This window comes from Streptomyces thermoalcalitolerans, assembly GCF_039525155.1.
Classification (GTDB): domain Bacteria; phylum Actinomycetota; class Actinomycetes; order Streptomycetales; family Streptomycetaceae; genus Streptomyces; species Streptomyces thermovulgaris.
In genome coordinates this window covers 21905-44567 of the sequence record NZ_BAAAHG010000044.1, presented here as the reverse complement: position 1 = coordinate 44567, position 22663 = coordinate 21905, and the positions used below count along the sequence as shown (strand labels likewise).

Genomic DNA, 22663 nt, shown 5'->3' with positions numbered 1-22663 from the left:
CGCCGGCACCGCTCCGGCCGTGCGCTGAGGCCCTTGCGGACGGATCAGGCCCAGAGGCTGCTGCCCCAGCGGGTCAGGATCAGCATGACGATCACACCGCAGTGCGTGGCCGGCAGCACCCAGGTGAACTCGTCGAGGAAGTTCTTGACCGGGCGCGGCGCGGGCAGGAAGCCGTTGCGGATGTTGAAGGAGGTCAGGTACCAGAACATGACGATCGTGGCGGCCCAGGCCAGCGAGCACCACAGGCACAGGGCGTTGATCCGGTACAGCGACTGGAACATCAGCCAGGTGACGAAGCAGACGCCGAAGAGCGTGCCGGCGTTGAAGGTCAGCCAGTACCAGCGCGGGAAGACGGCGCCGGCCAGCAGGCTCACGCCGACGCAGACGACGATGCCGTAGGTGACCAGACCGAGCAGCGGATTCGGGAAGCCGAAGACGGTGGCCTGCGAGCTCTCCATGACGCTGCCGCAGGACACGACCGGGTTGAGGCTGCAGCTCGGGGTGTAGATCTTGCCGCTGAGCCTGCCCTCGAGGATCTTCTGCTTGTCGATCGTGATGATCCAGGCGGCGAGCAGCCCGGCCGCGCCCGTGATCATCAGCAGCAGACTGAAGGCACGGCTGCCGCCCACTGTGCGTGGCGCGGACACCGCGCGTTCCGGTTCGGGTTCCGCGGACACGTCCTTGACTGTCGTCTTGCTCATCACGCCGATTCCGTCGCTCGTGGGTCGGACCTTCTTCGGGCACGGCCATTGTGCCGCACCTGTGCGTGTGCTCACGGTGAGGAGAGCACAAGAAGGCACACGGGCCGTTTCCGAACGCATGGTTCCGGACACCGGACGGCGGGCGTACCGGGCGGCGGGGAGCCGCCCGGTACGCCGTGCTCAGCCGAGCCGCGACTCCAGTTCCGCCACGATCTCGTTGATGCCGATCGCCGTCTGCTCGCCGGACTCCATGTCCTTGAGCTGGACGACGCCCTCGGCGAGATCCCGCTCGCCCAGCACGAGGGCGTACCGGGCGCCCGAGCGGTTGGCCGCCTTCATCGCCGCCTTCAGCCCCTTGTCGCCGTAGGAGAAGTCGGCCGCGATGCCCACCTTGCGCAGTTCGGTGACCTTCGCGAAGAGGATGCGGCGGGCCTCCTCCCCGAGGGGGACCGCGAAGACGCTGGTCGTGGGGGGAAGCTGGAGCTCGATGCCCTCCGCCTGCAGGGCCAGGACGGTGCGGTCCACGCCCAGGGCCCAGCCGACCGAGGGCAGGGCGGGGCCGCCGATCATCTCGGAGAGGCCGTCGTAGCGGCCGCCGCCGCCCACCGCGGACTGGGAGCCCAGGCCGTCGTGGACGAACTCGAAGGTGGTGCGCGTGTAGTAGTCCAGGCCGCGGACCAGCTTGGGGTCGTCCTCGAAGGAGACGCCCTGGGCCGTCAGCAGGGCCCGCACCTCCTCGTGGTACGTCTTGCAGGCGTCGCACAGGTAGTCGCGCAGCAGCGGGGCGCCCGCCAGCTGCTTCTGGACCGTCTCCCGCTTGTCGTCGAGAACGCGCAGGGGGTTGATCTCGACACGGCGGCGGGTGTCGTCGTCCAGGTCCAGGCCGCGCAGGAAGTCCTGCAGGGCGGCGCGGTAGACCGGGCGGCACTCCTTGTCGCCGAGGCTGTTGAGCAGGATGCGGAAGTTGCTCAGGCCCAGCGAGCGGTACGCCTGGTCGGCCAGGATGATCAGCTCGGCGTCCAGCGCCGGGTCCTCGGCGCCGATGGCCTCCGCGCCGACCTGGGAGAAGTGGCGGTAACGGCCCTTCTGGGGACGCTCGTAGCGGTAGTAGGAGCCGGAGTACCAGAGCTTGACCGGCAGGTTGCCCGCCTTGTGGAGGTTGGCCTCCAGGGCGGCGCGCAGCACGGAGGCGGTGCCCTCGGGACGCAGGGCCAGCCGGTCGCCGCCCTTGGTCTCGAAGACGTACATCTCCTTGGTCACGATGTCGGTGGACTCACCGACCCCGCGCGCGAAGAGCTCGACGTTCTCGAAGCCGGGCGTCTCGATGTAGCCGTAGCCGGAGTTGCGCAGCGGGGCGGCGATCGCCTCCCGGACCGCCAGGTACGTGGCGGAGGCCGGCGGGATCAGGTCGTACGTGCCCTTGGGGGCCTTGAAGGTGCTCACGGAAAGGTCTTTCGTCACATTCCTCGTCGGGGAGCGGCGTCCGTGTCCGCTCCCAGGCCGGCGGCCACCTGCCGCAGATAGGGGTTGGTGGCACGCTCCTGGCCGATGGTCGTCTGGGGGCCGTGGCCGGCCAGCACCACGGTCGAGTCGTCGAGCGGCAGGCACACGCGGGCCAGCGAGTCGAGCATCTCGGCCATGTCACCGCCGGGCAGGTCGGTGCGTCCGATGGAGCCGGCGAAGAGCAGATCCCCGGAGAAGAACACCTGCGGAACGTCCGCGGTCCCGGGCATCCGGAAGGTCACCGACCCCTTGGTATGGCCGGGCGCGTGCGCGACGAAGAACTCGAGGCCGGCCAGCTTCAGCACGGTGCCGTCGGCCAGCTCCCTGACGTCGTCCGGCTCCCCCACGGTCAGCTCGCCCATCAGCGGCATCCCGATGGAACGGCCGAGCGCCTTCTCGGGGTCGCTCATCATGTACCGGTCGGCCGGGTGGATCCACGCCGGCACGTCGTGCGCGCCGCAGACCGGGACGACCGAGGCCACATGGTCGATGTGGCCATGGGTGAGGACGACGGCGACGGGCTTGAGCCGGTGCTTCCGGACCGCCTCCTCGACGCCCTGGGCAGCCTGGTGGCCGGGGTCGATGATCACGCACTCCTCACCGGCGGCGGGGGCGACGAGATAGCAGTTCGTCCCCCAGGCCCCGGCGGGAAACCCGGCAATGAGCACGATCGTCCTTCGTTGTGTCGATACGGGTGACTACAGCTGCGATCAGAGCCTACCGGCGCTGCTGGATGCTCAGCGAACCCGGATACGGTACAGGTCGCACGCGGACGCCGGTTCGGCGGACGCGTGCACATCGGTCGGCACACGAGACGTTTGAGGAGAGAACCCGGTGGTCAGCCAGGAGCAGCGGCGGCGTCAGCTCGCCCGGGAGAAGTTCTTGCGGCAGCAGCAGCGGCGCGCCGCCGCGCGGCGCAGGGCGCGCGTGCGCAACTCCGTGATCGCGTCGGTGCTCGGCGTGGTCGTGATCGGCAGTGTCGCCCTGTACACGACCGGGGTCCTGAGGAACGACAAGGACGACCGGGCCAACGCGAGCGCGGACGCCTCTCCCAGCGCCCCGCCCACCAGCAAGGCACCGGACCCGTGCGAGAAGCCCGCGCCCGGCTCGGTGAAGAAGCTGAGCTGGAAGAAGGAGCCGGCGATGACGATCGACACGTCGGCGAAGTACACGATGAAGCTCGACACCACGTGCGGCGGGATAGACATCGCGCTGAAGGCGTCCGCGGCGCCGCACACCGTGAACTCCTTCAACTTTTTGGCCGAAAAGGGCTTCTTCGACCACACCAAGTGCCACCGGCTCACCACCGGCGGCATCTACGTCCTGCAGTGCGGCGACCCGACAGGTACGGGCAGCGGCGGTCCCGGGTACACGATTCCCGACGAGAACCTCAAGGACACAAGCCTGAAGGACAACATCTATCCGGCGGGCACGGTGGCGATGGCGAACAGGTCGCAGCCGCACACCGGGGGGAGCCAGTTCTTCCTGGTGTACCAGGACAGTCCGCTGCCGCCCAGCTACACACCGTTCGGCACCGTCTCCGCGGAGGGGATGAAGGTGCTGAAGAAGATCGCGGATGCCGGCGAGAGCACGGGGGCCGGCGACGGCGCCCCGAACGCCACGGTGGTGATCAACAAGGCCACCGTCACCAAATCCTGACCGTCAACTGCGAAATTTCGGTCGCGCTGGATGCGGACAGGCCGCCCGCCGGTCGCCTATGTTGGCGGTGACGAAACTGTGGACGATGCCCGGGGGAGCTTCGAGGCCCTCCGCAGGCATCATGTGGAGGAGGCGCTGTGAGCAGCGACCCGTGGGGCCGCGTCGACGAGACGGGGACCGTGTACGTGCGTACGGCCGACGGCGAGAAGGTCGTCGGTTCCTGGCAGGCCGGCTCCCCCGAGGAGGCGCTGGCCTATTTCAAGCGCAAGTACGAGGGCCTGGTTGTCGAGATCGGCCTCCTCGAGAAGCGTGTACAAACCACTGACCTGTCGGCGAAGGACGCCCTGGCCTCCATCGACCATCTGCGCGAGCAGGTCGACGCGCACCATGCGGTCGGCGATCTGGACGCGCTCCGCGTCCGCCTGGACAACCTGGTCGGGATGGTCGAGGCCCGCCGTGAGGAACGCCGGGCCCAGCGCGCCCGGCAGGCGGAGGAGGCCCGGCGGGCCAAGGAGGCACTGGTCGCCGAGGCCGAGGAGCTGGCCCGGTCCGACCAGTGGCGGGCGGCCGGCGAACGGCTGCGTGCGCTGGTGGAGACCTGGAAAGGGCTGCCGCGTCTGGACCGCAAGTCCGACGACGAGCTGTGGCACCGCTTCTCGCATGCACGGTCGGCGTTCTCCAAGCGGCGCAAGGCGCACTTCGCGCAGTTGGACGCGCAGCGTGAGGAGGCGCGCAGGATCAAGGAGCGGCTGGTCGCCGAGGCCGAGGCCCTGTCGGACTCGACCGACTGGGGGCCGACCGCGGCCCGCTACCGCGAGCTGATGGCGGAGTGGAAGGCCGCGGGCCGCGCCCAGCGCGAGCACGAGGAAGTCCTGTGGAACCGTTTCCGCGGCGCCCAGGACATCTTCTTCGCCGCCCGCAGCGCGGTGTTCGCCGAGCGGGACGCCGAGCAGGCGGAGAACCTGAAGCTGAAGGAGGAGCTGGCCGAGGAGGCCGAGAAGCTGCTGCCGGTCACGGATCTGAAGGCCGCCCGGGCCGCCTTCCGCTCGATCAACGAGCGCTGGGAGGCCATCGGCCATGTGCCGCGGGACGCGCGTGCGCGGATCGAGGGCCGGCTGCACGCCGTGGAGCGGGCCATCCAGGAGGCCGAGGAGGCCGAGTGGCGCCGGACGAACCCGGAGGCCCGCGCGCGTGCCGCGGATCTGACCGATCAGCTGCAGGCCGCCGTGAACAAGCTGAAGGGCCAGATCGAGCAGGCGCGCGCCCAGGGCAACACGGCCAAGGCCGAGAAGCTCGAGAAGGAGCTGGAGGGCCGTCAGGCGCTCCTGGACCAGGCGCTGAAGGGCCTGCGGGAGTTCGGCGGCTGACGCCCGCCCCTTTCCCGTCATGAGCCGGGGGCTCCCGTACGGCGCGTACGGGAGCCCCCGGTCGTTCGAACACAAGCCCTACGACGCGAACGAGCCCCACGAGACCGGTCGCGGGCCGGGGAACGAGCCCTACGACCGGTTGCGGGCCGAGGTGACCCGGTAGACGTCGTAGACGCCCTCCACGCTCCGTACGGCCTTCAGGACGTGGCCCAGGTGCTTGGGGTCGCCCATCTCGAAGGTGAAGCGGGAGGTGGCGACACGGTCGCGGGAGGTCTGGACGGCCGCGGAGAGGATGTTGACGTGCTGGTCGGACAGCACACGGGTGACGTCCGACAGCAGCCGGGAGCGGTCCAGGGCCTCCACCTGGATGGCGACCAGGAAGACCGAGGACTGGGTGGGCGCCCACTCGACCTCGAGGATGCGCTCCGGCTCGCGGGACAGTGACTCCACGTTGACGCAGTCGGTGCGGTGAACCGATACGCCACTGCCCCGGGTGACGAAGCCGATGATCGAGTCGCCTGGCACGGGCGTGCAGCAGCGGGCCAGCTTGACCCACACGTCCTCGGCGCCCTTGACGACGACGCCCGGGTCGGCGCTGGAGCGCCGCTTGCGGCCGCGTCCGCGCGAGGGCGGCACGCTCTCGCCGATCTCCTCGGTGGCCGCCTCCTCGCCGCCGAGCGCCTGGACGAGCTTCTGCACGATGTTCTGCGCGGAGACATGGCCCTCGCCGATCGCCGCGTACAGCGCGGAGATGTCCGAGTAGCGCATCTCGTGCGCGATGGTGACGAGCGAGTCGCCGGTCAGGATGCGCTGGATCGGCAGGTTCTGCTTGCGCATCGCACGGACGATGGCGTCCTTGCCCTGCTCGATCGCCTCGTCGCGGCGCTCCTTGGAGAACCAGGCGCGGATCTTGTTGCGGGCGCGCGGCGACTTGACGAAGCCGAGCCAGTCCCGGGAGGGACCCGCGCCGGGCGCCTTGGAGGTGAAGATCTCCACCAGGTCGCCGTTGTCCAGGGTCGACTCCAGCGGCACCAGCCGGCCGTTGACCCGCGCTCCTATGGTGCGATGGCCGACCTCGGTGTGGACGGCGTACGCGAAGTCCACCGGGGTGGCACCGGCCGGAAGCGCGATGACATCGCCCTTGGGGGTGAAGACGAAGACCTCGTTGCGGGAGAGGTCGAAGCGCAGCGACTCCAGGAACTCGCCGGGGTCCTCCGTCTCCTTCTGCCAGTCCAGCAGCTGCCGCAGCCACGCCATGTCGTTGACGGCGGCCAGGTCCTTGCCGGCCTTGCCCGACCTGCCGGACTTGCCGATGGGTTTCGGCGCGTCGGTGCGGACCTTGGAGGCGCCGGCGACCGCGTCCTGCTTGTACTTCCAGTGCGCGGCGATGCCGTACTCGGCGCGGCGGTGCATGTCGAACGTGCGGATCTGCAGTTCGACCGGCTTGCCGTTGGGGCCGATGACCGTCGTGTGCAGCGACTGGTACATGTTGAACTTGGGCATCGCGATGTAGTCCTTGAACCGGCCGGGGACCGGGTTCCATCGCGCGTGCACGGTGCCGAGGGCGGCATAGCAGTCACGGACCGTGTCGACCAGGACACGGATGCCCACGAGGTCGTAGATCTCCGCGAAGTCACGTCCGCGGACGATCATCTTCTGGTAGACGCTGTAGTAGTGCTTCGGGCGGCCGGTGACGGTCGCCTTGATGCGGGCGGCGCGCAGGTCGGCCTGGACCTCGTCGATGACGCGCGCGAGGTACTCGTCGCGCTTGGGGGCGCGTTCGGCCACCAGGCGGACGATCTCGTCGTACATCTTGGGGTAGAGGATCGCGAAGGCGAGGTCCTCCAGCTCCCACTTGATGGTGTTCATGCCCAGGCGGTGGGCGAGCGGCGCGTAGATCTCGAGGGTCTCGCGCGCCTTCCTCTCCTGCTTCTCCCGCTTGAGGTAGCGCATGGTGCGCATGTTGTGCAGGCGGTCGGCGAGCTTGATGACCAGGACGCGGGGGTCCTTGGCCATGGCGACGACCATCTTGCGCACGGTCTCGGCCTGCGCGGCCTCACCGAACTTGACCTTGTCCAGCTTGGTGACGCCGTCGACGAGCAGGGCGACGGTGTCGCCGAAGTCGCGGCGCAGCTGCTCCAGGCCGTACTCGGTGTCCTCGACGGTGTCGTGCAGCAGGCCGGCCATCAGGGTGGCCGGGTCCATGCCCAGCTCGGCCAGGATGGTGGTGACGGCGAGCGGGTGCGTGATGTACGGGTCGCCGCTCTTGCGCTTCTGTCCGCGGTGCCAGCGCTCGGCCACCTGGTAGGCACGCTCGATCTGGCGCAGTGTCGAGTTCTCGATCTTCGGATCGTTGCTGCGCACTATCCGCAGCAGCGGCTCCAGGACCGGGTTGTAGGGGTTGGCCCGCTGCACACCGAGGCGGGCGAGGCGGGCGCGGACACGGTTGGAGGAGCCGGAGCGGCCCGTCTGGCCGGCGGAGGGCCGTACGGCCGGGGGCGGGGCGGGGCGTTCGGGCGGGGCCGGCTTGCCGGCGGACGCGGACTGGGCGCGCTCGGCCGGCCCGCGGGTGTCGTTCGTCGCGTGCGGCGCGGGCTTCGCCGCGGGCGCCGAGGCGGACTCGGGCTTGGCGGCGGTCAGTGGCTGGGCCTCGTCTGGCAAGAGGGCTCCTCGTACGCGATCCGGGTCCCCCGGTCAGGCTCCGGAAGACCCCATGGTAGCGATCCCGGCCCCGGGATCGCCTCCAGCCCGAAGCAAGGGCCGTATACCCAGAAAACACCCAAGACGGACACAGGATTCCCCTGTGTCCGTCTTTATGGGTCCCCGCGGAGTTGTCCGCTCTTGCGGGGTTTCTGCGGGATGACGGCGCCCCTCCCTCCCGGGACCTGAGGCAAAAGCCCGGCGGGGCGGGGTGCGGGATGCTCAGATGCGGAGCATGGCCTCCAGCGGTGCCCCGGCAAGGACACGTTCCAGTCGCTCGCGTCCGCCGAGGAAGCTCAGTTCCATCAGGACCGCCACCCCGGCGACCTCCGCGCCGGCCCGGCGGATGAGCTGGACGGAGGCTTCGGCGGTGCCTCCCGTGGCGAGGACGTCGTCGACGACCAGGACCCGGTCGTCGGCGCTCAGGTCCTGCGCGTGCACCTCGATCCTCGCCGAGCCGTACTCCAGGTCGTACGCCTGGCTGAGCGTCGCTCCGGGGAGCTTGCCCGCCTTGCGCACGGGGATGAAGCCGAGGCCCGCCCGGAGGGCGACCGGGGCGCCGAGGATGAAGCCGCGGGCCTCCAGACCGACGACCTTCGTCGCCCCCTGGCGGGTGCCCACCTCCGCCAGCGCATCGGTGAGCGCGGTGAACGCCGCCGGGTCCGCCAGAAGCGGGGTGATGTCCTTGAACATCACTCCCGGCTGCGGATAGTCGGCCACGTCACGGATGCGGCTGAGCAGCAGTTCCTGGATGTCGGTCATCGACGTCTTTCTGAGAGTCGGCCGCGGCCCCGGCCGCGGGAGACGGGCTGGTGGCCCGGATCCGCCGCGGCGGGTCCGGGCAGGTGCTTCTGCCATGGGCCCCGCGCGTTCCGGCCGCGGGCGACGGCCGCCTCCGTGGGCGGCACGCGCTTCCTGCCGGCGGGGGCGCGCACGGCCCGCTTGCCGCGGTCCGGCATGGCGTACCGCTTCCGGGGCCTGCTGCCGGCGTCGCCGAAACCGCTGCCCGGGAGAAAGACGGGAGGGCGTCCGTCCTCCGGACGCCGGTGACCGCACGGCCCTGCCGGGCCCCGGCGGCCGTGCGTGAGGCCGGAACCCCTCGCGAAGCGGACACGTCCCGGGGCGCGCGGACCCTGCCGCGCGCCCCGGGTGGTGACTACTTCGCGTCGGAGTCGCCGTCGGTCTTCTTCGGCGCTTCCTCCGCCGTCTTCTCGGCGGCGCTGTCGGCCGGTCCGCCGTCCGCGTCCTTCGTGCCGTCCTTCTTGCCGAGGTCGACGGACTTGCCGTCGGAGGCGCCGGAGGCGTCGGCGGGCTCGTCGGTCCCGGTGAGGGAGGAGGCGTCGTCGGGAACGACGTCGACCTCGGACTGCAGGTCGTGCTCGATGCCGTGGACGATGCGGTTGTACTCGTCGTCGGAGAGGACGGCCCCGATCGCGTTCTTGGCGAAGAGCAGCTCGACACCGGGGCCGGCGTCAAGGAGGACCGTGTCGTCGTTGACCTCCTTGACCGTTGCGTACATGCCCCCGATGGTGCGGACACCATTGCCGGGCTGCATCCGGTTCCGCATTTCCTCGGCCTGCTGCTGCTTCTTCTTGGCCGACCGGGTCATCAGGAACATGGCCCCGATGAGCACGATGAACGGGAGGAGGGTCACGAGACTCACGGGTCGGAACTTCCTTCACACGACCGCGTGGAGAGCGGCCTGATGGATGGGGGATCTGGAACTGCCGACAAGGCGGCACCGGCGGAGTCTAGGCGAGTCCGCGCGCAAGGAACAACGCTCAGCATGACACCTGGGTTCCTCCTTGGGCCAATGCCGCCGCTCTCACGTCCCGAACAGGTCCTGTTGTCCGGTTCCCGCGGCCGGTGAGCCGGGCGGAGTCAGGCCGAGGTGGGCCCAGGCGGCGGGAGTGGCGACACGGCCGCGCGGGGTGCGGGCGAGCAGGCCCTCACGGACGAGGAAGGGCTCGGCGACCTCCTCCACGGTCTCGCGCTCCTCACCCACGGCGACCGCGAGCGTCGACAGACCCACCGGGCCGCCGCCGAACAGCTTCAGCAGGGCCTCGAGGACGGCCCGGTCGAGCCGGTCCAGACCGCGGGCGTCGACCTCGTAGACGGCGAGGGCCGCCGCGGCGATCTCGCGCGTGATGACTCCGTCGGCCTTGACCTGCGCATAGTCACGGACGCGGCGCAGCAGGCGGTTGGCGATGCGCGGGGTGCCCCGGGAGCGGCCGGCGATCTCGGCGGCGCCGTCGGCCTCGATCTCGACGTCGAGCAGGCGTGCCGAGCGGTGCACGACGCGCTCCAGCTCGGCGGGCTCGTAGAACTCCATGTGCGCGGTGAAGCCGAAGCGGTCGCGCAGCGGGGGCGGCAGCAGGCCCGCGCGGGTGGTGGCGCCGACCAGGGTGAACGGGGGCAGTTCGAGCGGGATGGCGGTGGCACCGGGGCCCTTGCCGACGACGACGTCGACGCGGAAGTCCTCCATGGCCATGTAGAGCATCTCCTCGGCGGGCCGCGACATGCGGTGGATCTCGTCGAGGAAGAGGACCTCTCCCTCCTGGAGGGAGGAGAGGATCGCCGCGAGGTCGCCGGCGTGCTGGATGGCGGGGCCGGAGGTGATGCGGATGGGGGCGCCCATCTCGGCCGCGATGATCATGGACAGGGTGGTCTTGCCGAGGCCGGGGGCGCCGGAGAGCAGGACGTGGTCGGCGGTGGCCCCGCGTGCGCGTGCGGCGCGCAGGACGAGGTCGAGCTGTTCGCGGACCCTTTCCTGGCCGATGAACTCGCTCAGGGTCCTGGGGCGCAGGGCGGCCTCGACGGCCTGGTCCTCATGGTCGGCGGACGCGCCGACGATCCGCTCGGCGGCGGGGGTGCCGGTCGTGTCGTCCCAGTTCATGTGATGTGCCTCGGGAAGTGGTGGGTCAGCGGGCTCGGTTCAGGGTCTGCAGGGCCGCCTTCAGCAACCGGCCCACATGGGGGGTGCCCCCGGCGGCCTCGGCCTGCGGTGCCACGGCGGCGACCGCCTCGTCGGCCTCCCGGGTGGTGTACCCGAGGCCGACCAGGGCGGCGTGCAGCTGGTCGCGCCAGCCCTGGGCGGCCGGTGCGCCGGCCGCGGGGGCGCCGACCGGTTCGCCGAGCCGGTCCTTGAGTTCCAGCAGGAGCTTCTGGGCGCCCTTCTTGCCGATGCCGGGGACGGCGGTGAGCGCCTTCTCGTCGCCATGGGCGACAGCCCGGCGCAGGGCGTCGGGGGTGTGGACGGCCAGCATCGCCTGGGCCAGGCGCGGTCCGACCCCGCTGGCGGTCTGCAGCAGCTCGAAGACCTGGCGCTCGTCGTCGTCCGCGAAGCCGTACAGGGTCAGCGAGTCCTCCCGTACGACGAGGGAGGTGGCGAGCTTGACCGGCTGGCCGAGGCGGAGCGTGGACAGTGTGTTCGGGGTGCACTGCACGGCCATGCCGACGCCGCCGACCTCGACCACCGCGGCGTCGGGGGCGAGCGCGGCGACGGTGCCGCTGACGAAGGCGATCATGACGTACGGCCTTTCGTGGTCGTCGGTGCGGTGGCCGCGTGCAGGGCGACGGCCTGCTGGAGCCGGTTCTGCGCGGGGGCGCGCCAGATGTGGCAGATGGCGAGGGCGAGGGCGTCGGCGGCGTCGGCCGGCTTCGGCGGTGCGCCGAGCCGCAGCAGCCGGGTGACCATGGCGCCGACCTGTGCCTTGCCGGCGCTGCCGCTGCCGGTGACGGCGGCCTTGACCTCGCTGGGGGTGTGCAGGGCGACGGGGATGCCGCGGCGGGCCGCGCAGAGCATGGCCACGGCACTGGCCTGGGCGGTGCCCATGACGGTGCGCACGTTGTGCTGGCTGAAGACGCGCTCCACGGCGACGCAGTCGGGGCGGTGCTCGTCCAGCCACTGTTCGATGCCCTGCTCGACGGCGAGGAGGCGGTGGCTCAGATCGGCGTCCACGGGGGTGCGGACGACACCGACGCCGAGCATGGTCAGCGGCCGGCCCGCGACGCCCTCGACGACGCCGACACCGCACCGGGTCAGCCCGGGGTCCACCCCCAGTACGCGCACGCGCATCCCCTCCCGACAATCGCCTGTTCGTGCAGGCTATCGGGTGCCACCGACAACGGCCGCACAGGGACGGGCCGGCGGGAGTGTCCCGCCGGCCCGTCGAAATCCCGCGACGCCCGCGGTGGCGTCACGCGCCGACCTTCTCCATGATCTCGTCGCTGACGTCGAAGTTGGCGAAGACGTTCTGCACGTCGTCGCTGTCCTCGAGCGCGTCGATCAGCTTGAAGATCTTCCGGGCGCCCTCCTCGTCCAGCTGGACCTGCATGGTCGGGACGAAGTTGGCCTCGGCGGAGTCGTAGTCGATGCCGGCGTCCTGCAGGGCGGTGCGGACCGCGACCAGGTCGCCGGCCTCGCTGATCACCTCGAAGCTCTCCCCGAGGTCGTTGACCTCCTCGGCGCCCGCGTCCAGGACGGCGGCCAGGATGTCGTCCTCGGTCAGCCCGTTCTTGGGGACGATCACGACGCCCTTGCGGTTGAACAGGTACGACACCGAGCCCGGGTCGGCCATGGAGCCCCCGTTGCGGGTCATGGCGACACGCACGTCGGAGGCGGCGCGGTTGCGGTTGTCGGTGAGGCACTCGATGAGCATCGCGACGCCGTTCGGGCCGTAGCCCTCGTACATGATCGTCTCGTAGTCGGCACCGCCGGCCTCCAGGCCCGCGCCGCGCTTGACCGCGGACTCGATGTTCTTGTTCGGGACCGACTGTTTCCTGGCCTTCTGAATGGCGTCGTACAGCGTCGGATTGCCGTCAGGATCGGCACCGCCCAGCCTGGCCGCGACTTCGATGTTCTTGATCAGCTTCGCGAAGAGTTTGCCGCGCTTGGCATCGAGGACGGCCTTCTTGTGCTTCGTCGTGGCCCATTTGGAGTGGCCGGCCATCTGCCTGTCTCCTTCGCGTAACCCGTCTTCGTACGAACGCAGGAATCCTACAAGGACTCCGGTGCCCGGCTTGTGCGCACCATGTCGGTGAACAGGGCGTGCACACGGTGGTCGCCGGTCAGTTCCGGGTGGAAGGACGTGGCCAGTGCGTTGCCCTGACGGACCGCGACGATGTGGCCGTCGTACTCGGCGAGCACCTCGACTCCCGCGCCGACGGACTCGACCCAGGGAGCGCGGATGAAGACGCCCTCCACCGGGCCGCCCGCAAGGCCCTTGACCTCGACGGCCGCCTCGAAGGACTCGTTCTGCCGCCCGAAGGCGTTACGGCGCACGATCATGTCGATTCCGCCGACGGTCTCCTGGCCCGCGCGCGGGTCGAGGATCTTCTCGGCGAGCATGATCAGGCCGGCGCAGGTGCCGTAGACGGGCATGCCGGCGCGCACCCGTGCGCGGAGCGGCTCCATCACGCCGAAGAGAACGGCCAGCTTGGAGATGGTGGTGGACTCTCCGCCGGGAAGGACCAGGCCGTCGACCCCGGCAAGCTCTTCGGGGCGCCGCACCGGCCTGGCCACGGCGCCGGCCGCGGCCAGGGCGGCAAGGTGCTCCCGTACGTCGCCCTGGAGGGCCAGGACACCGATGACAGGGGCTTCGTCGGTCATGGGGCTTACCAGCCGCGGTTGGCGTAGCGCTCGGACTCGGGGAGGGTGTCGCAGTTGATGCCGACCATGGCCTCGCCGAGGTTGCGGGAGACCTCCGCGACGACCTTGGGGTCGTCGTAGAAGGTGGTGGCCTTCACGATGGCGGCGGCGCGCTTGGCCGGGTCGCCGGACTTGAAGATGCCGGAGCCGACGAAGACGCCCTCGGCGCCGAGCTGACGCATCAGCGCGGCGTCGGCCGGGGTGGCCACACCACCGGCGGAGAACAGCACCACCGGCAGCTTGCCCAGCTCGGCGACCTCCTTGACCAGCTCGTAGGGAGCGCGCAGCTCCTTGGCGGCGGCGTACAGCTCGTGGTGGTCCAGGCCGCGCAGACGGGCGATGTCGTTCTTGATCTGACGCAGGTGGCGGACGGCCTCGACGACGTTGCCGGTGCCGGCCTCGCCCTTGGAGCGGATCATGGCCGCGCCCTCGGCGATACGGCGCAGGGCCTCGCCCAGGTTGGTGGCGCCGCAGACGAAGGGCGTGGTGAAGGCCCACTTGTCGCAGTGGTTGACCTCGTCGGCCGGGGTGAGGACCTCGGACTCGTCGATGTAGTCGACGCCGATGGCCTGCAGGACCTGGGCCTCGACGAAGTGACCGATGCGGGCCTTGGCCATGACCGGGATGGAGACGGCGTCCATGATGCTCTCGATCATGTCCGGGTCGGACATGCGGGCCACTCCGCCGTCCTTGCGGATGTCGGCCGGGACCCGCTCCAGGGCCATGACGGCGACGGCGCCCGCGTCCTCGGCGATCTTCGCCTGCTCCGGTGTGACGACGTCCATGATCACGCCGCCCTTGAGCTGCTCGGCCATGCCGCGCTTCACCCGCGCGGTGCCGGTCTCAGGGGTCTGGGCGGAGTCGGAAATCGTGGTGGACACGGGTGACCTCACTCAGTGGAAAAGAGGGTTTGGTGCACCGCCGAGGAAACGTGAGTGAACCAGTCCACGGCAAGGGCCAATGGAAACCCGGTGGATCCTTTTTCCTTCCGATCCACCGCTGATCCCTCGGTTCCCCCTCCGATCCTTCCGGCCCCTCCGGTTCCTCCGCCTCCCTTCTGAAGCCCCTCTCTGAGGCCCTCTCTGAGGCCCTCTCTGAGGCCCTTTCCCTTCTGAGGCCCCTCCCGAGGGCCACCGCTCCCCGTGTGCCGCACCACGGGCGGCGGGCCCCGGGGCCGGGGATCGCGAGATCGCGGGGATCGCGGAGATCACAGGGGGCTCTCAGGCCGACCGGTCCAACAGCACCGCCGGGGGTTCGTCGTCCATTTCGAAGGCCATGGGGAAGGGGGCGTGGCCGGCCAGGCGGAACCAGCGGACCTTGCGGTGCTCGCGGAGCCTGCGGGCCGCGCCGACGGCGTCGTTGTGGAACCGGCGGGCCATCGGCACCCTGCGCACGGCCTCGGCCAGCTCGCGGACCGCCTCCTCCCCTCCGGGCGCCTCGCGGACCGCCTCCAGCTGCTGCACCTCGGCGAACACGGCCCGCAGGGCCTGGCTCAGCTCGCTCTCGGCGACCTCCCGCTGGTCCTCCTCGGCCTGCCGGGCGGCATGGGCGGCCTCGTAGAGCACGATCGAGGCGGCCGGGTCGAGCACCCCGGAGGTGGCCAGCTCCTGGGCCACGGAGGCACGGCGCAGCAGCTGGGCGTCGAGCGCGGCACGGGCGGCGTCGATACGGGCGTGCAGCCGGTCCAGCCGCCCCGCCGTCCAGCTCAGGTACAGGCCGATGGCGACCAGCGCGACAAGGATCCAGACAAGGGTTGCGGTCACAGGCGGCAAGGCTATCGGCCCGTGCGGCCTCGTATGCCCCGGGCGTCAGTCCCGTGCCAGCCCCAGCCGCGCCCGCAGCCCCGTCGTCCGCTCGTCCGCCGCCACCGCCGCCGCGCCCGCCGTCACCGTCTCGTAGACGGACAGGATGTCGGCGCCGACCGTCGACCAGTCGTAGCGGCGGACGTGGGAGCTGCCGCGCTCCCGGAGCTCGGCACGGCGGGCGGGGTCGGACAGCAGGCGTACAGCCGCCTCGGCCAGGGCGTCCGCGTCCTCGTTGGCGAAGAGCTCGCCGGCCTTTCCCTGGTCGAGGACCTGGGCGAAGGCGTCGAGGTCGGAGGCGAGGACCGGGGCGCCGGCGGACATGGCCTCGACGAGGATGATGCCGAATGACTCGCCGCCGGTGTTGGGGGCGATGTACAGGTCGATGCTGCGCAGGAAACGGGCCTTGTCCTCGTCGCTGATCATGCCCAGGAACTCGACGCGCGAGCGCAGTTCCCCGGGCAGGCCCTCCACCGCCTCCTTCTCGTCGCCGCGGCCCGCGACCAGCAGGCGGGTGTCCGGGCGGGCGGCGAGGATCGCCGGCAGGGCCTTCATCAGCACGGGCAGGCCCTTGCGGGGCTCGTCGATGCGGCCGATGAAGCCGATCGTGTTCCCCTGCCACTCGGGCCGGGGCTCGGCCCGGGCGAAGAAGTCGACGTCGACGCCGTTGGGGATGACCACCGCGTCCCCGCCGAGGTGTTCGACGAGGGTGCGCCGGGCGTACTCGCTGACCGCGATCCGGGCGCTGATCTTCTCCAGGGCGGCCTGGAGGATCGAGTACGCGGCGATCATCGCCCTCGATCTGGGGTTCGAGGTGTGGAAGGTGGCGACGATCGGGCCCTGGGCCGCCCAGCAGGCCAGCAGCCCCAGGGACGGCGAGGTCGGCTCATGGATGTGGATCACGTCGAAGCGGCCCTCGTGGAGCCAGCGCCGTACCCGGGCCGCCGACAGGAAGCCGAAGTTGAGCCGGGCCACCGAACCGTTGTACGGCACCGGGACCGCGCGGCCGGCCGAGACGACGTAGGGCGGCAGCGGGGTGTCGTCGTCGGCGGGGGCGAGCACGGACACCTCGTGGCCCAGGCCGATGAAGTACTCGGCCAGGTCGCGGATGTGGAACTGGACGCCGCCCGGGACGTCCCAGGAGTAGGGGCAGACGAGGCCGATCCTCACGTGCGCTCCCCGCGTGCCGGGCCGGGTCGCAGGTCCGTGAGCCACAACCGTTGCAGCATGTGCCAGTCCTCCGGATGCTCGGCGATCCCCGTGGCGAAGGCATCGGCCAGTGCCTGTGTCATGACAGACGCCTTCTCGGCCCGTGTACCTGTCGCGGGCACCTCGATCGGGGGATGGACGCAGCCCCGCATGACGGGCGAGTCGTCGTACCAGAGCGTGGCGGGCAGCAGCCGGGCGCCCGTCTGCAGGGCGAGCAGGGCGGGCCCGGCGGGCATCCGGGCCGTCTCGCCGAAGAACTCCACCTCCAGCCCGGAGGCGGACAGGTCGCGGTCGGCGACCAGGCAGACCAGCCCGCCGTCGCGCAGCCGCCGGGCCAGCGTGCCGAACGCGGAACCACCGCTGTGCGGCAGGACCTCCATGCCCAGGCCCTCGCGGTAGGCGACGAACCGGTCGTAGAGCGTCTCCGGCCTCAGGCGCTCGGCGACGGTCGTGAACGGAATGCCCAGCTCGGTGGTGACCCAGGCGCCGGCCAGGTCCCAGTTGGCCAGGTGGGGCAGGGCGAGGACGACGCCCTTGCCGGCCGCGAGGCCGTCGGTCAGGTGGTGCAGGCCCTTGGGCTCGAAACCGGCCCTGATCCGCTCGGCGCTCCAGGCCGGCAGCCGGAACGACTCCATCCAGTAGCGCAGGTACGAGCGCATGCCCGCGCGCGTGAGCTCGGCCAGGCGCTCGGGGGTCGCGTCGGGCACCACGCGCGCGTAGTTGCGCGCCAGCTGCCTCACTCCCCTGCCGCCCTGCCGGAAGGTGAGGTCGGCGAGGGTACGGCCCAGCTGGACGGCGACCGGTTCGGGCAGCTTCTTGACGGTGCTCCAGCCCAGGCCGTACAGCCCGTCGGTGAGCCGGTCCCGGAGGTTCACTTCGCCGCCTCGCTTCCCTGCCCCGGCCGGCCCTCGGCGGCCTCCGCCTCGGCCGACTCGCGACGGACGGTGACGACCCGCTGGATCAGCGTGATCAGGCTGCCGACGGCGACGATCCACAGGCCGACCGGCAGCAGGTGCTGGATGCCCGGCACACCGAACGTGTGCAGGCCCGCGAACCCGGCCGCGACCAGCGAGACCACCAGCCGTTCGGCCCGCTCGACCAGCCCGTTGACGGCGACGGGCAGGCCGATCGACTCGCCCCGGGCCTTGGTGTACGACACGACCTGGCCGCTGGCCAGGCAGAAGATCGACACCGCGCACAGCACGGTGTCGTCGCCCTGCCCCGCGTACCACAGGGCGAACCCGCCGAAGATCGCACCGTCGGCGACCCGGTCGAGCGTGGAGTCCAGGAAGGCGCCCCAGCGGCTGGAGCGGCCCAGCTGGCGGGCCATGTTGCCGTCGACGAGGTCGGAGAACACGAACAGCGTGATCACGACCGTGCCCCAGAAGAACTCGCCCCTGGGGTAGAAGACCAGCGCGCCCGCGACCACCCCGGCCGTCCCGATCAGTGTGACCGTGTCCGGGCTCACGCCCCGGCGGATGAGGAACGCGGCGAACGGCGTGAGGACACGCGTGAAGAATGCACGCGCGTACTTGTTCAGCATGGCCTTCCCGAGGGTCGGTGTTCGCCGGGCGGCCCCTGCTGGCCACCGGCTGGCCCATCGTAGTCACGCACGCGCGTACGCAAAGGCCGGGCACCCGTCCCGGGGGACTTCTCCCCCCGGTCTCCCCCGGTCTCCCCCGGTCTCCCCCCGGCCTCTCCCCGGTCTCCCCCGGTCGTGCCGGGCCCGCGGGCCCCGGGCACCGCCCCTGACCGGTCCGGACGGAGGAATCCGGTCCGGGCCGGACAAAGGCCCCTGCCCGCGGCGGCGGACACGGCGCGTGCCGGCGGACGGCGGGATCGGGTCCCTCGTATGGACGCCGCGTGACGGGAGTGGAAAGCTCGAAGAACCGCGGGCGTCGCAGGAGCCGCCGGTGACGCGGTGCCGCGTGTCCGCGCCCCCAGCGACCTCACCGTGCACGGGAGGGCAGGATCATGGGCGACAAGGCGCAAGCACACCCCGGAGCCGCCGGCAGGGCAGTGGCGGCCGACCATCCCGCATCCATACGGAATGTGGTGCTGGTCGGCCCCTCCGGGTCGGGCAAGACGACTCTGGTGGAAGCTCTCGCGCTGACGGCGGGAGCGGTGAACCGGGCGGGCCGCGTGGAGGACGGCGGCAGCCTCTCGGACTACGACGAGATCGAGCACCGGCAGCAGCGCTCGGTGCAGCTCTCCCTGGTGCCCGTCGAGTGGAACGGCATCAAGATCAACCTTCTGGACACCCCCGGCTACGCCGACTTCGTCGGGGAGCTCAGGGCCGGTCTGCGCGCCGCGGACGCGGCCCTTTTCGTCGTCTCCGCCTCCGACGGCGTGAACGGCTCGACCCGCATGGTGTGGGAGGAGTGCGCGGCCGTCGGCATGCCGCGCGCCATCGTGGTCACCCACCTGGAGGCCGCCCGCGCCGACTTCGAGGAGATGACGCGGGTGTGCGCGGAGGCGTTCGGCGCGGACGACCCCGACGCGGTCCTGCCGCTGTATCTGCCGCTGTACGGGCCGCGAAGCTCCGACGGGCACGCGCCCGTGACCGGGCTGGCCGGGCTGCTGACGCAGAAACTGTTCGACTACTCCACCGGGGAGCGCAAGGAGTCCGAGCCCGGCAAGGAGCAGCTGCCGTGGCTGGAGGAGGCCCGCAACCGGCTCATCGAGGGGATCATCTCCGAGAGCGAGGACGAGCTCCTCATGGACCGCTATCTCGGCGGTGAGCAGATCGACGTCAAGACACTCGTCGGGGACCTGGAACGGGCCGTCGCGCGCGGGACGTTCTTCCCCGTCCTGGCCGCCGCCCCCGCGGTCGACGGCGCCCGGCAGGGCATCGGCACGGTGGAGCTCCTGGAGCTGATCACCGGCGGCTTCCCCACTCCGCTGGAGCGCGAGATGCCCGCCGTCACCACCATCGACGGCAAGCCGCGCGCGCTGAAGCCGTGCGACCCCGGCGGGCCGCTGGTCGCCGAGGTCGTCAAGACCTCCTCCGACCCGTACGTCGGCCGGATCTCCCTGGTCCGTGTCTTCTCCGGCACCCTGCGCCCCGACCAGACGGTGCACGTCTCCGGGCACGGGCTGACCGACCGCGGGCACGAGGACCACGACGTCGACGAACGGGTCGGCGCCCTGACCATGCCGTTCGGCAAGCAGCAGCGCCCGGTGCCGCACGCCGTCGCGGGCGACCTCGCGTGCGTGGCGAAGCTGAACCGTGCGGAGACCGGCGACACGCTCTCCGCCAAGGACGACCCGCTGCTGATGGAGCCCTGGCAGATGCCCGAGCCGCTGCTGCCGCTGGCCATCCGGGCGCACAGCAAACCGGACGAGGACAAGCTCTCCCAGGGCCTGGCCCGGCTGGTCGCGGAGGACCCGACGATGCGCCTGGAGCAGAACCAGGACACCCACCAGGTCGTGCTGTGGTGCCTGGGCGAGGCGCACGCCGACGTCGCCCTGGAGCGGCTGCGCAGCCGTTACGGCGTCCAGGTCGACGTCGTACCGCACCGGGTCGCCCTGCGGGAGACGTTCGCCCAGCGGTCCACCGGACGCGGCCGGCACGTCAAGCAGTCCGGCGGGCACGGGCAGTACGCCATCTGCGAGATCGAGGTGGAACCGCTGCCGGGCGGCTCGGGCATCGAGTTCGTCGACAAGGTGGTCGGCGGGGCGGTGCCCCGGCAGTACATCCCGTCGGTGGAGAAGGGCATACGGGCCCAGGCCGCCAAGGGAGTCGCCGCCGGCCATCCGCTGACCGACGTCCGGGTCACGCTCCTCGACGGCAAGGCCCACTCGGTGGACTCCTCCGACGCCGCGTTCCAGACGGCCGGTGCGCTGGCGCTGCGGGAGGCCGCGGCTGACGTCAGGATCCATCTGCTGGAGCCGGTCGCCGAGGTGACCGTGCTGGTCGGCGACGACTACGTGGGCCCCGTCATGAGCGACCTGTCCGGCCGGCGCGGCCGGCTGCTGGGCACCGAACAGGTGGGCAACGGCCGGACCCTCGTCCGGGCCGAGGTGCCCGAGATCGAGATCGACCGGTATGCGATCGACCTGCGCTCCCTGTCGCACGGCACGGCCCGCTTCGACCGCCGCTACGTACGGCACGAGCCGATGCCGCCGCAGGTGGCCGAACGGGTCCGGCAACAGGAGCGTGAGGCCTCGTAGTTGACGCCCCATGACCGCGCCGGGCGCACAACCCGGGCTCCGGAACGCCTCGTTCCGAACAGGCGGACGGCTTCGGCCGTCCGCCTGCCCGTGCCCGCGGCGGCCGCTACCCTGATGACCTGATCAACAGGTGTGCGGGGCCGGGAAGTCGGGAATGCCGCAAGGCAGGTACGGCGGCAGAGGGGGGCGGCAGTGACGGAGGCATCCGATTTCGGTCCAGGGGCACAGGTGCCCCTGACGGGAGCGGCGGGGCAGACGGCGGCGACCTGCGCCCTGGCCTCGGCGGCCTACCGGGACGACGAGGTCACCAAGATCCTCGAGGCCAACAACGACCGGTACAAGACGACGGTCAAACCGCCGCGCCCCTGGGCGAAGATCTTCCGGCCCCGGCTCGGCGAGGCCTTCTCCCGTGCGGTGATCGACCGCATGCTGGGCGCCGGACGCGCACCGGTCATCCAGTCCTTCGGCGTCGAACCCCAGGTCGTGGTCGAGCACTGCCTGGCGGCCCAGCACCTCCGCCGGGAGCGCGACCTGAGGCTCACGGCGGTGACGGTGCTGTGCGGGGTGCTCGTCCTGCCCGGCTTCCTCGTGTGGCTGCTGGTGTTCACCCTGCGCTCCCGCATCGGCAAGCGGGAGGACAAGCGGGCCGGCGCCCGCGCCACCGCCCTGCTGGTCGCCGCGGGCGTCCTCGCCGTGGTCCTCCTGCTCAGAATGCCCTTCACCGGCTTCTGGGCGTGGTACGCGCGCGCGGCGATCGTCCTGCCGGTCGTCGGCTGGTTCTGGGCCAAACGGATCTGCGAACGCTCGGCACGCGAACTGCGGGAGCGCTGGGAGGGCCTGCTCTCCGGCGGCGGTGTGGGGGCGAAGATCCCCGAGGCCGTACCGGGCAGCCCCGGTGACGCGGCCGAGCAGATACGCAAGGAGCTCGCCCGCCTCAGCGCCGAGCAGCAGTCCAACTCCGTCTTCTACGCCGGCCCCAAGGGCATCCTCGGCATGGGCACGCGCTGGGGCAGCTGGCAGCTGGCCGAGGAACTGGTCTCCGCCGAGCCGGGCAAGGAGTTCCACCCCTTCCGCAGCTGGGACGTCATCACCGCGATCCAGGGCGGCCTGGCGATGCTGGAACGCACGCCCATCAACACCGGCGGCTTCCCCAAGCCGTCCATCAAGCACTGGATCGTCACCCCGATCGGGGAGAACGCGACGTCGGTCTCCCGGCCGAGCGGCACGGATGTCGACGCGTACACCGTCAAGACGCACGCCGTGCAGGAGATCTGCAACAAGCAGCAGTTCGGCAGCGGTGACCGGCACTATCTCGGCGTGCAGTGGACGCTCTGGGACGGCCACTTGGTGATCACCATGCTGGTCACCGTGACGGTGCTGCACGAGACCCTGCGCATCGAGGTCACCGGCCATGCCCTGGGACCGGTCCACCCCTTGTTCAACGAGAAACCGGCGGCCAAGGAGAAGGAGGTCCAAAAGGCGCTCCGGTTCTGGGAGACCCGCAAGGTGAAGCTGCCCCTGGTCGACACCGACGAGGTGGTGCGGCTCGCCGCCCGCGCTCCCCTGACCTGGTACCCGCCCCTGCTGAACTGGCTCGGCGGCGGTCTCACCCTGCCCGAGCCCTTCGGTCTGCGGCACGTCTGGGCCGACCAGCCCTGGCGGCACCGCTTCATGGCCGACGACGCGCTGCGTGCCGCCACTCCGGTGCTGCGAGTGGTGCACGCGGCCGCGCTCAAGGTCCTCAAGGAGAACGGCGTGGACGTCGAGAAGTTCGGCTCCCGGGCGGCGGCCCTCAGCGGAGGGGTGCAGGAGGTCTCGCCGAAGAAGGCCGACGTCTACGACGCGTGAGGCGTGCCCGCCCACGGCCGGTGCGGACCACGGGCGCGGGCACGCCCATCC

The 22663-nt window shown here is 71.1% G+C and carries 19 protein-coding genes and 1 pseudogene; 4 read left to right on the top strand and 16 right to left on the bottom strand.

Annotation, left to right across the window (positions count from 1 at the left end; genetic code table 11):
• Nucleotides 1-44 precede the first annotated feature (44 nt).
• From ABD224_RS22255 to ABD224_RS22245, 3 genes are all read right to left on the bottom strand, one after another.
• Entirely contained in the window at nt 45-701 is a 657-nt protein-coding gene (locus ABD224_RS22255) for a vitamin K epoxide reductase family protein (RefSeq protein ID WP_344052626.1), read from the bottom strand.
• Nucleotides 702-881: 180 nt separating this feature from the next.
• On the bottom strand, nt 882-2144 hold the full coding sequence (gene hisS, locus ABD224_RS22250; protein ID WP_344052624.1) for a histidine--tRNA ligase: 1263 nt from the start codon (nt 2142-2144) through the stop codon (nt 882-884).
• Between the two features lie 14 nt (nt 2145-2158).
• On the bottom strand, nt 2159-2872 hold the full coding sequence (locus ABD224_RS22245) for an MBL fold metallo-hydrolase (protein WP_344052622.1): 714 nt from the start codon (nt 2870-2872) through the stop codon (nt 2159-2161).
• A gap of 166 nt (nt 2873-3038) precedes the next feature.
• Here ABD224_RS22245 and ABD224_RS22240 point away from each other — a divergent pair, with 166 nt between their 5' ends.
• Nucleotides 3039-3863, top strand: coding sequence for a peptidylprolyl isomerase (locus tag ABD224_RS22240; protein ID WP_344052620.1), 825 nt, complete (start codon nt 3039-3041; stop codon nt 3861-3863).
• Between the two features lie 137 nt (nt 3864-4000).
• Nucleotides 4001-5230: a DUF349 domain-containing protein gene (locus ABD224_RS22235; RefSeq protein WP_344052618.1), complete on the top strand. Its 1230-nt coding sequence runs from the start codon at nt 4001-4003 to the stop codon at nt 5228-5230.
• 129 nt (nt 5231-5359) lie between these two features.
• Here ABD224_RS22235 and ABD224_RS22230 read toward each other — a convergent pair whose 3' ends face one another.
• The 13 genes and pseudogenes from ABD224_RS22230 to pgsA form a co-directional block, all read right to left on the bottom strand.
• Nucleotides 5360-7891, bottom strand: coding sequence for a RelA/SpoT family protein (locus ABD224_RS22230; RefSeq protein WP_344052616.1), 2532 nt, complete (start codon nt 7889-7891; stop codon nt 5360-5362).
• Nucleotides 7892-8152: 261 nt separating this feature from the next.
• On the bottom strand, nt 8153-8692 hold the full coding sequence (locus ABD224_RS22225; protein WP_344052614.1) for an adenine phosphoribosyltransferase: 540 nt from the start codon (nt 8690-8692) through the stop codon (nt 8153-8155).
• 394 nt (nt 8693-9086) lie between these two features.
• A complete protein-coding gene (gene yajC / locus ABD224_RS22220) occupies nt 9087-9593 on the bottom strand; it encodes a preprotein translocase subunit YajC (RefSeq protein WP_344052612.1) in 507 nt (168 codons plus the stop codon).
• A gap of 162 nt (nt 9594-9755) precedes the next feature.
• Nucleotides 9756-10826 carry a Holliday junction branch migration DNA helicase RuvB gene (gene ruvB, locus ABD224_RS22215; RefSeq protein ID WP_344052610.1) on the bottom strand — a complete coding sequence of 357 codons (1071 nt, stop codon included), beginning with the start codon at nt 10824-10826 and terminating at the stop codon, nt 9756-9758.
• Nucleotides 10827-10851: 25 nt separating this feature from the next.
• Entirely contained in the window at nt 10852-11457 is a 606-nt protein-coding gene (ruvA, locus tag ABD224_RS22210; protein WP_344052608.1) for a Holliday junction branch migration protein RuvA, read from the bottom strand.
• Entirely contained in the window at nt 11454-12002 is a 549-nt protein-coding gene (gene ruvC, locus ABD224_RS22205) for a crossover junction endodeoxyribonuclease RuvC (RefSeq protein WP_344052606.1), read from the bottom strand. Before ruvC ends, ruvA begins: the two co-directional genes overlap by 4 nt.
• A gap of 127 nt (nt 12003-12129) precedes the next feature.
• Complete coding sequence (locus tag ABD224_RS22200) at nt 12130-12882, bottom strand: YebC/PmpR family DNA-binding transcriptional regulator (RefSeq protein WP_344052604.1); 753 nt, start codon at nt 12880-12882, stop codon at nt 12130-12132.
• A gap of 47 nt (nt 12883-12929) precedes the next feature.
• Nucleotides 12930-13541, bottom strand: a complete 612-nt coding sequence (gene pdxT / locus ABD224_RS22195; RefSeq protein WP_344052602.1) for a pyridoxal 5'-phosphate synthase glutaminase subunit PdxT — start codon at nt 13539-13541, stop codon at nt 12930-12932.
• 5 nt (nt 13542-13546) lie between these two features.
• Nucleotides 13547-14395, bottom strand: coding sequence for a pyridoxal 5'-phosphate synthase lyase subunit PdxS (gene pdxS / locus ABD224_RS22190; protein WP_425581033.1), 849 nt, complete (start codon nt 14393-14395; stop codon nt 13547-13549).
• Between the two features lie 405 nt (nt 14396-14800).
• Nucleotides 14801-15343, bottom strand: a complete 543-nt coding sequence (locus ABD224_RS22185; RefSeq protein WP_344052598.1) for a LemA family protein — start codon at nt 15341-15343, stop codon at nt 14801-14803.
• Nucleotides 15344-15388: 45 nt separating this feature from the next.
• The gene (locus tag ABD224_RS22180; protein WP_067399092.1) at nt 15389-16552 is read right to left on the bottom strand and encodes a glycosyltransferase family 4 protein; all 1164 of its coding nucleotides are present in this window, start codon (nt 16550-16552) and stop codon (nt 15389-15391) included.
• Complete coding sequence (locus tag ABD224_RS22175) at nt 16549-17466, bottom strand: phosphatidylinositol mannoside acyltransferase (protein ID WP_344052595.1); 918 nt, start codon at nt 17464-17466, stop codon at nt 16549-16551. The genes ABD224_RS22180 and ABD224_RS22175 overlap by 4 nt, the downstream gene beginning before the upstream one ends.
• Nucleotides 17463-18192 (bottom strand): annotated as a pseudogene (gene pgsA / locus ABD224_RS22170) (phosphatidylinositol phosphate synthase). The gene ABD224_RS22175 and the pseudogene pgsA overlap by 4 nt, the downstream one beginning before the upstream one ends.
• Nucleotides 18193-18565: 373 nt before the next feature.
• Between pgsA and ABD224_RS22165 the strand changes: the two are divergent.
• Nucleotides 18566-20764: an elongation factor G-like protein EF-G2 gene (locus tag ABD224_RS22165; protein WP_344052593.1), complete on the top strand. Its 2199-nt coding sequence runs from the start codon at nt 18566-18568 to the stop codon at nt 20762-20764.
• Between the two features lie 192 nt (nt 20765-20956).
• Nucleotides 20957-22612 (top strand): hypothetical protein, encoded by a 1656-nt coding sequence (locus ABD224_RS22160; protein WP_344052590.1) that lies wholly within the window; start codon nt 20957-20959, stop codon nt 22610-22612.
• Nucleotides 22613-22663 lie beyond the last annotated feature (51 nt).

Bases quoted from the DNA above. Each gene is read 5' to 3' on its own strand.
- ruvA (WP_344052608.1), bottom strand. From the start codon at position 11,457: ATGATCGCCTTCGTCAGCGGCACCGTCGCCGCGCTCGCCCCCGACGCC.
- ruvB (WP_344052610.1), bottom strand. From the start codon at position 10,826: ATGAACTGGGACGACACGACCGGCACCCCCGCCGCCGAGCGGATCGTC.
- ABD224_RS22165 (WP_344052593.1), top strand. From the start codon at position 18,566: ATGGGCGACAAGGCGCAAGCACACCCCGGAGCCGCCGGCAGGGCAGTG.
- ABD224_RS22200 (WP_344052604.1), bottom strand. From the start codon at position 12,882: ATGGCCGGCCACTCCAAATGGGCCACGACGAAGCACAAGAAGGCCGTC.
- pdxT (WP_344052602.1), bottom strand. From the start codon at position 13,541: ATGACCGACGAAGCCCCTGTCATCGGTGTCCTGGCCCTCCAGGGCGAC.
- ABD224_RS22255 (WP_344052626.1), bottom strand. From the start codon at position 701: ATGAGCAAGACGACAGTCAAGGACGTGTCCGCGGAACCCGAACCGGAA.
- pdxS (WP_425581033.1), bottom strand. From the start codon at position 14,395: ATGGCCGAGCAGCTCAAGGGCGGCGTGATCATGGACGTCGTCACACCG.
- ABD224_RS22225 (WP_344052614.1), bottom strand. From the start codon at position 8,692: ATGACCGACATCCAGGAACTGCTGCTCAGCCGCATCCGTGACGTGGCC.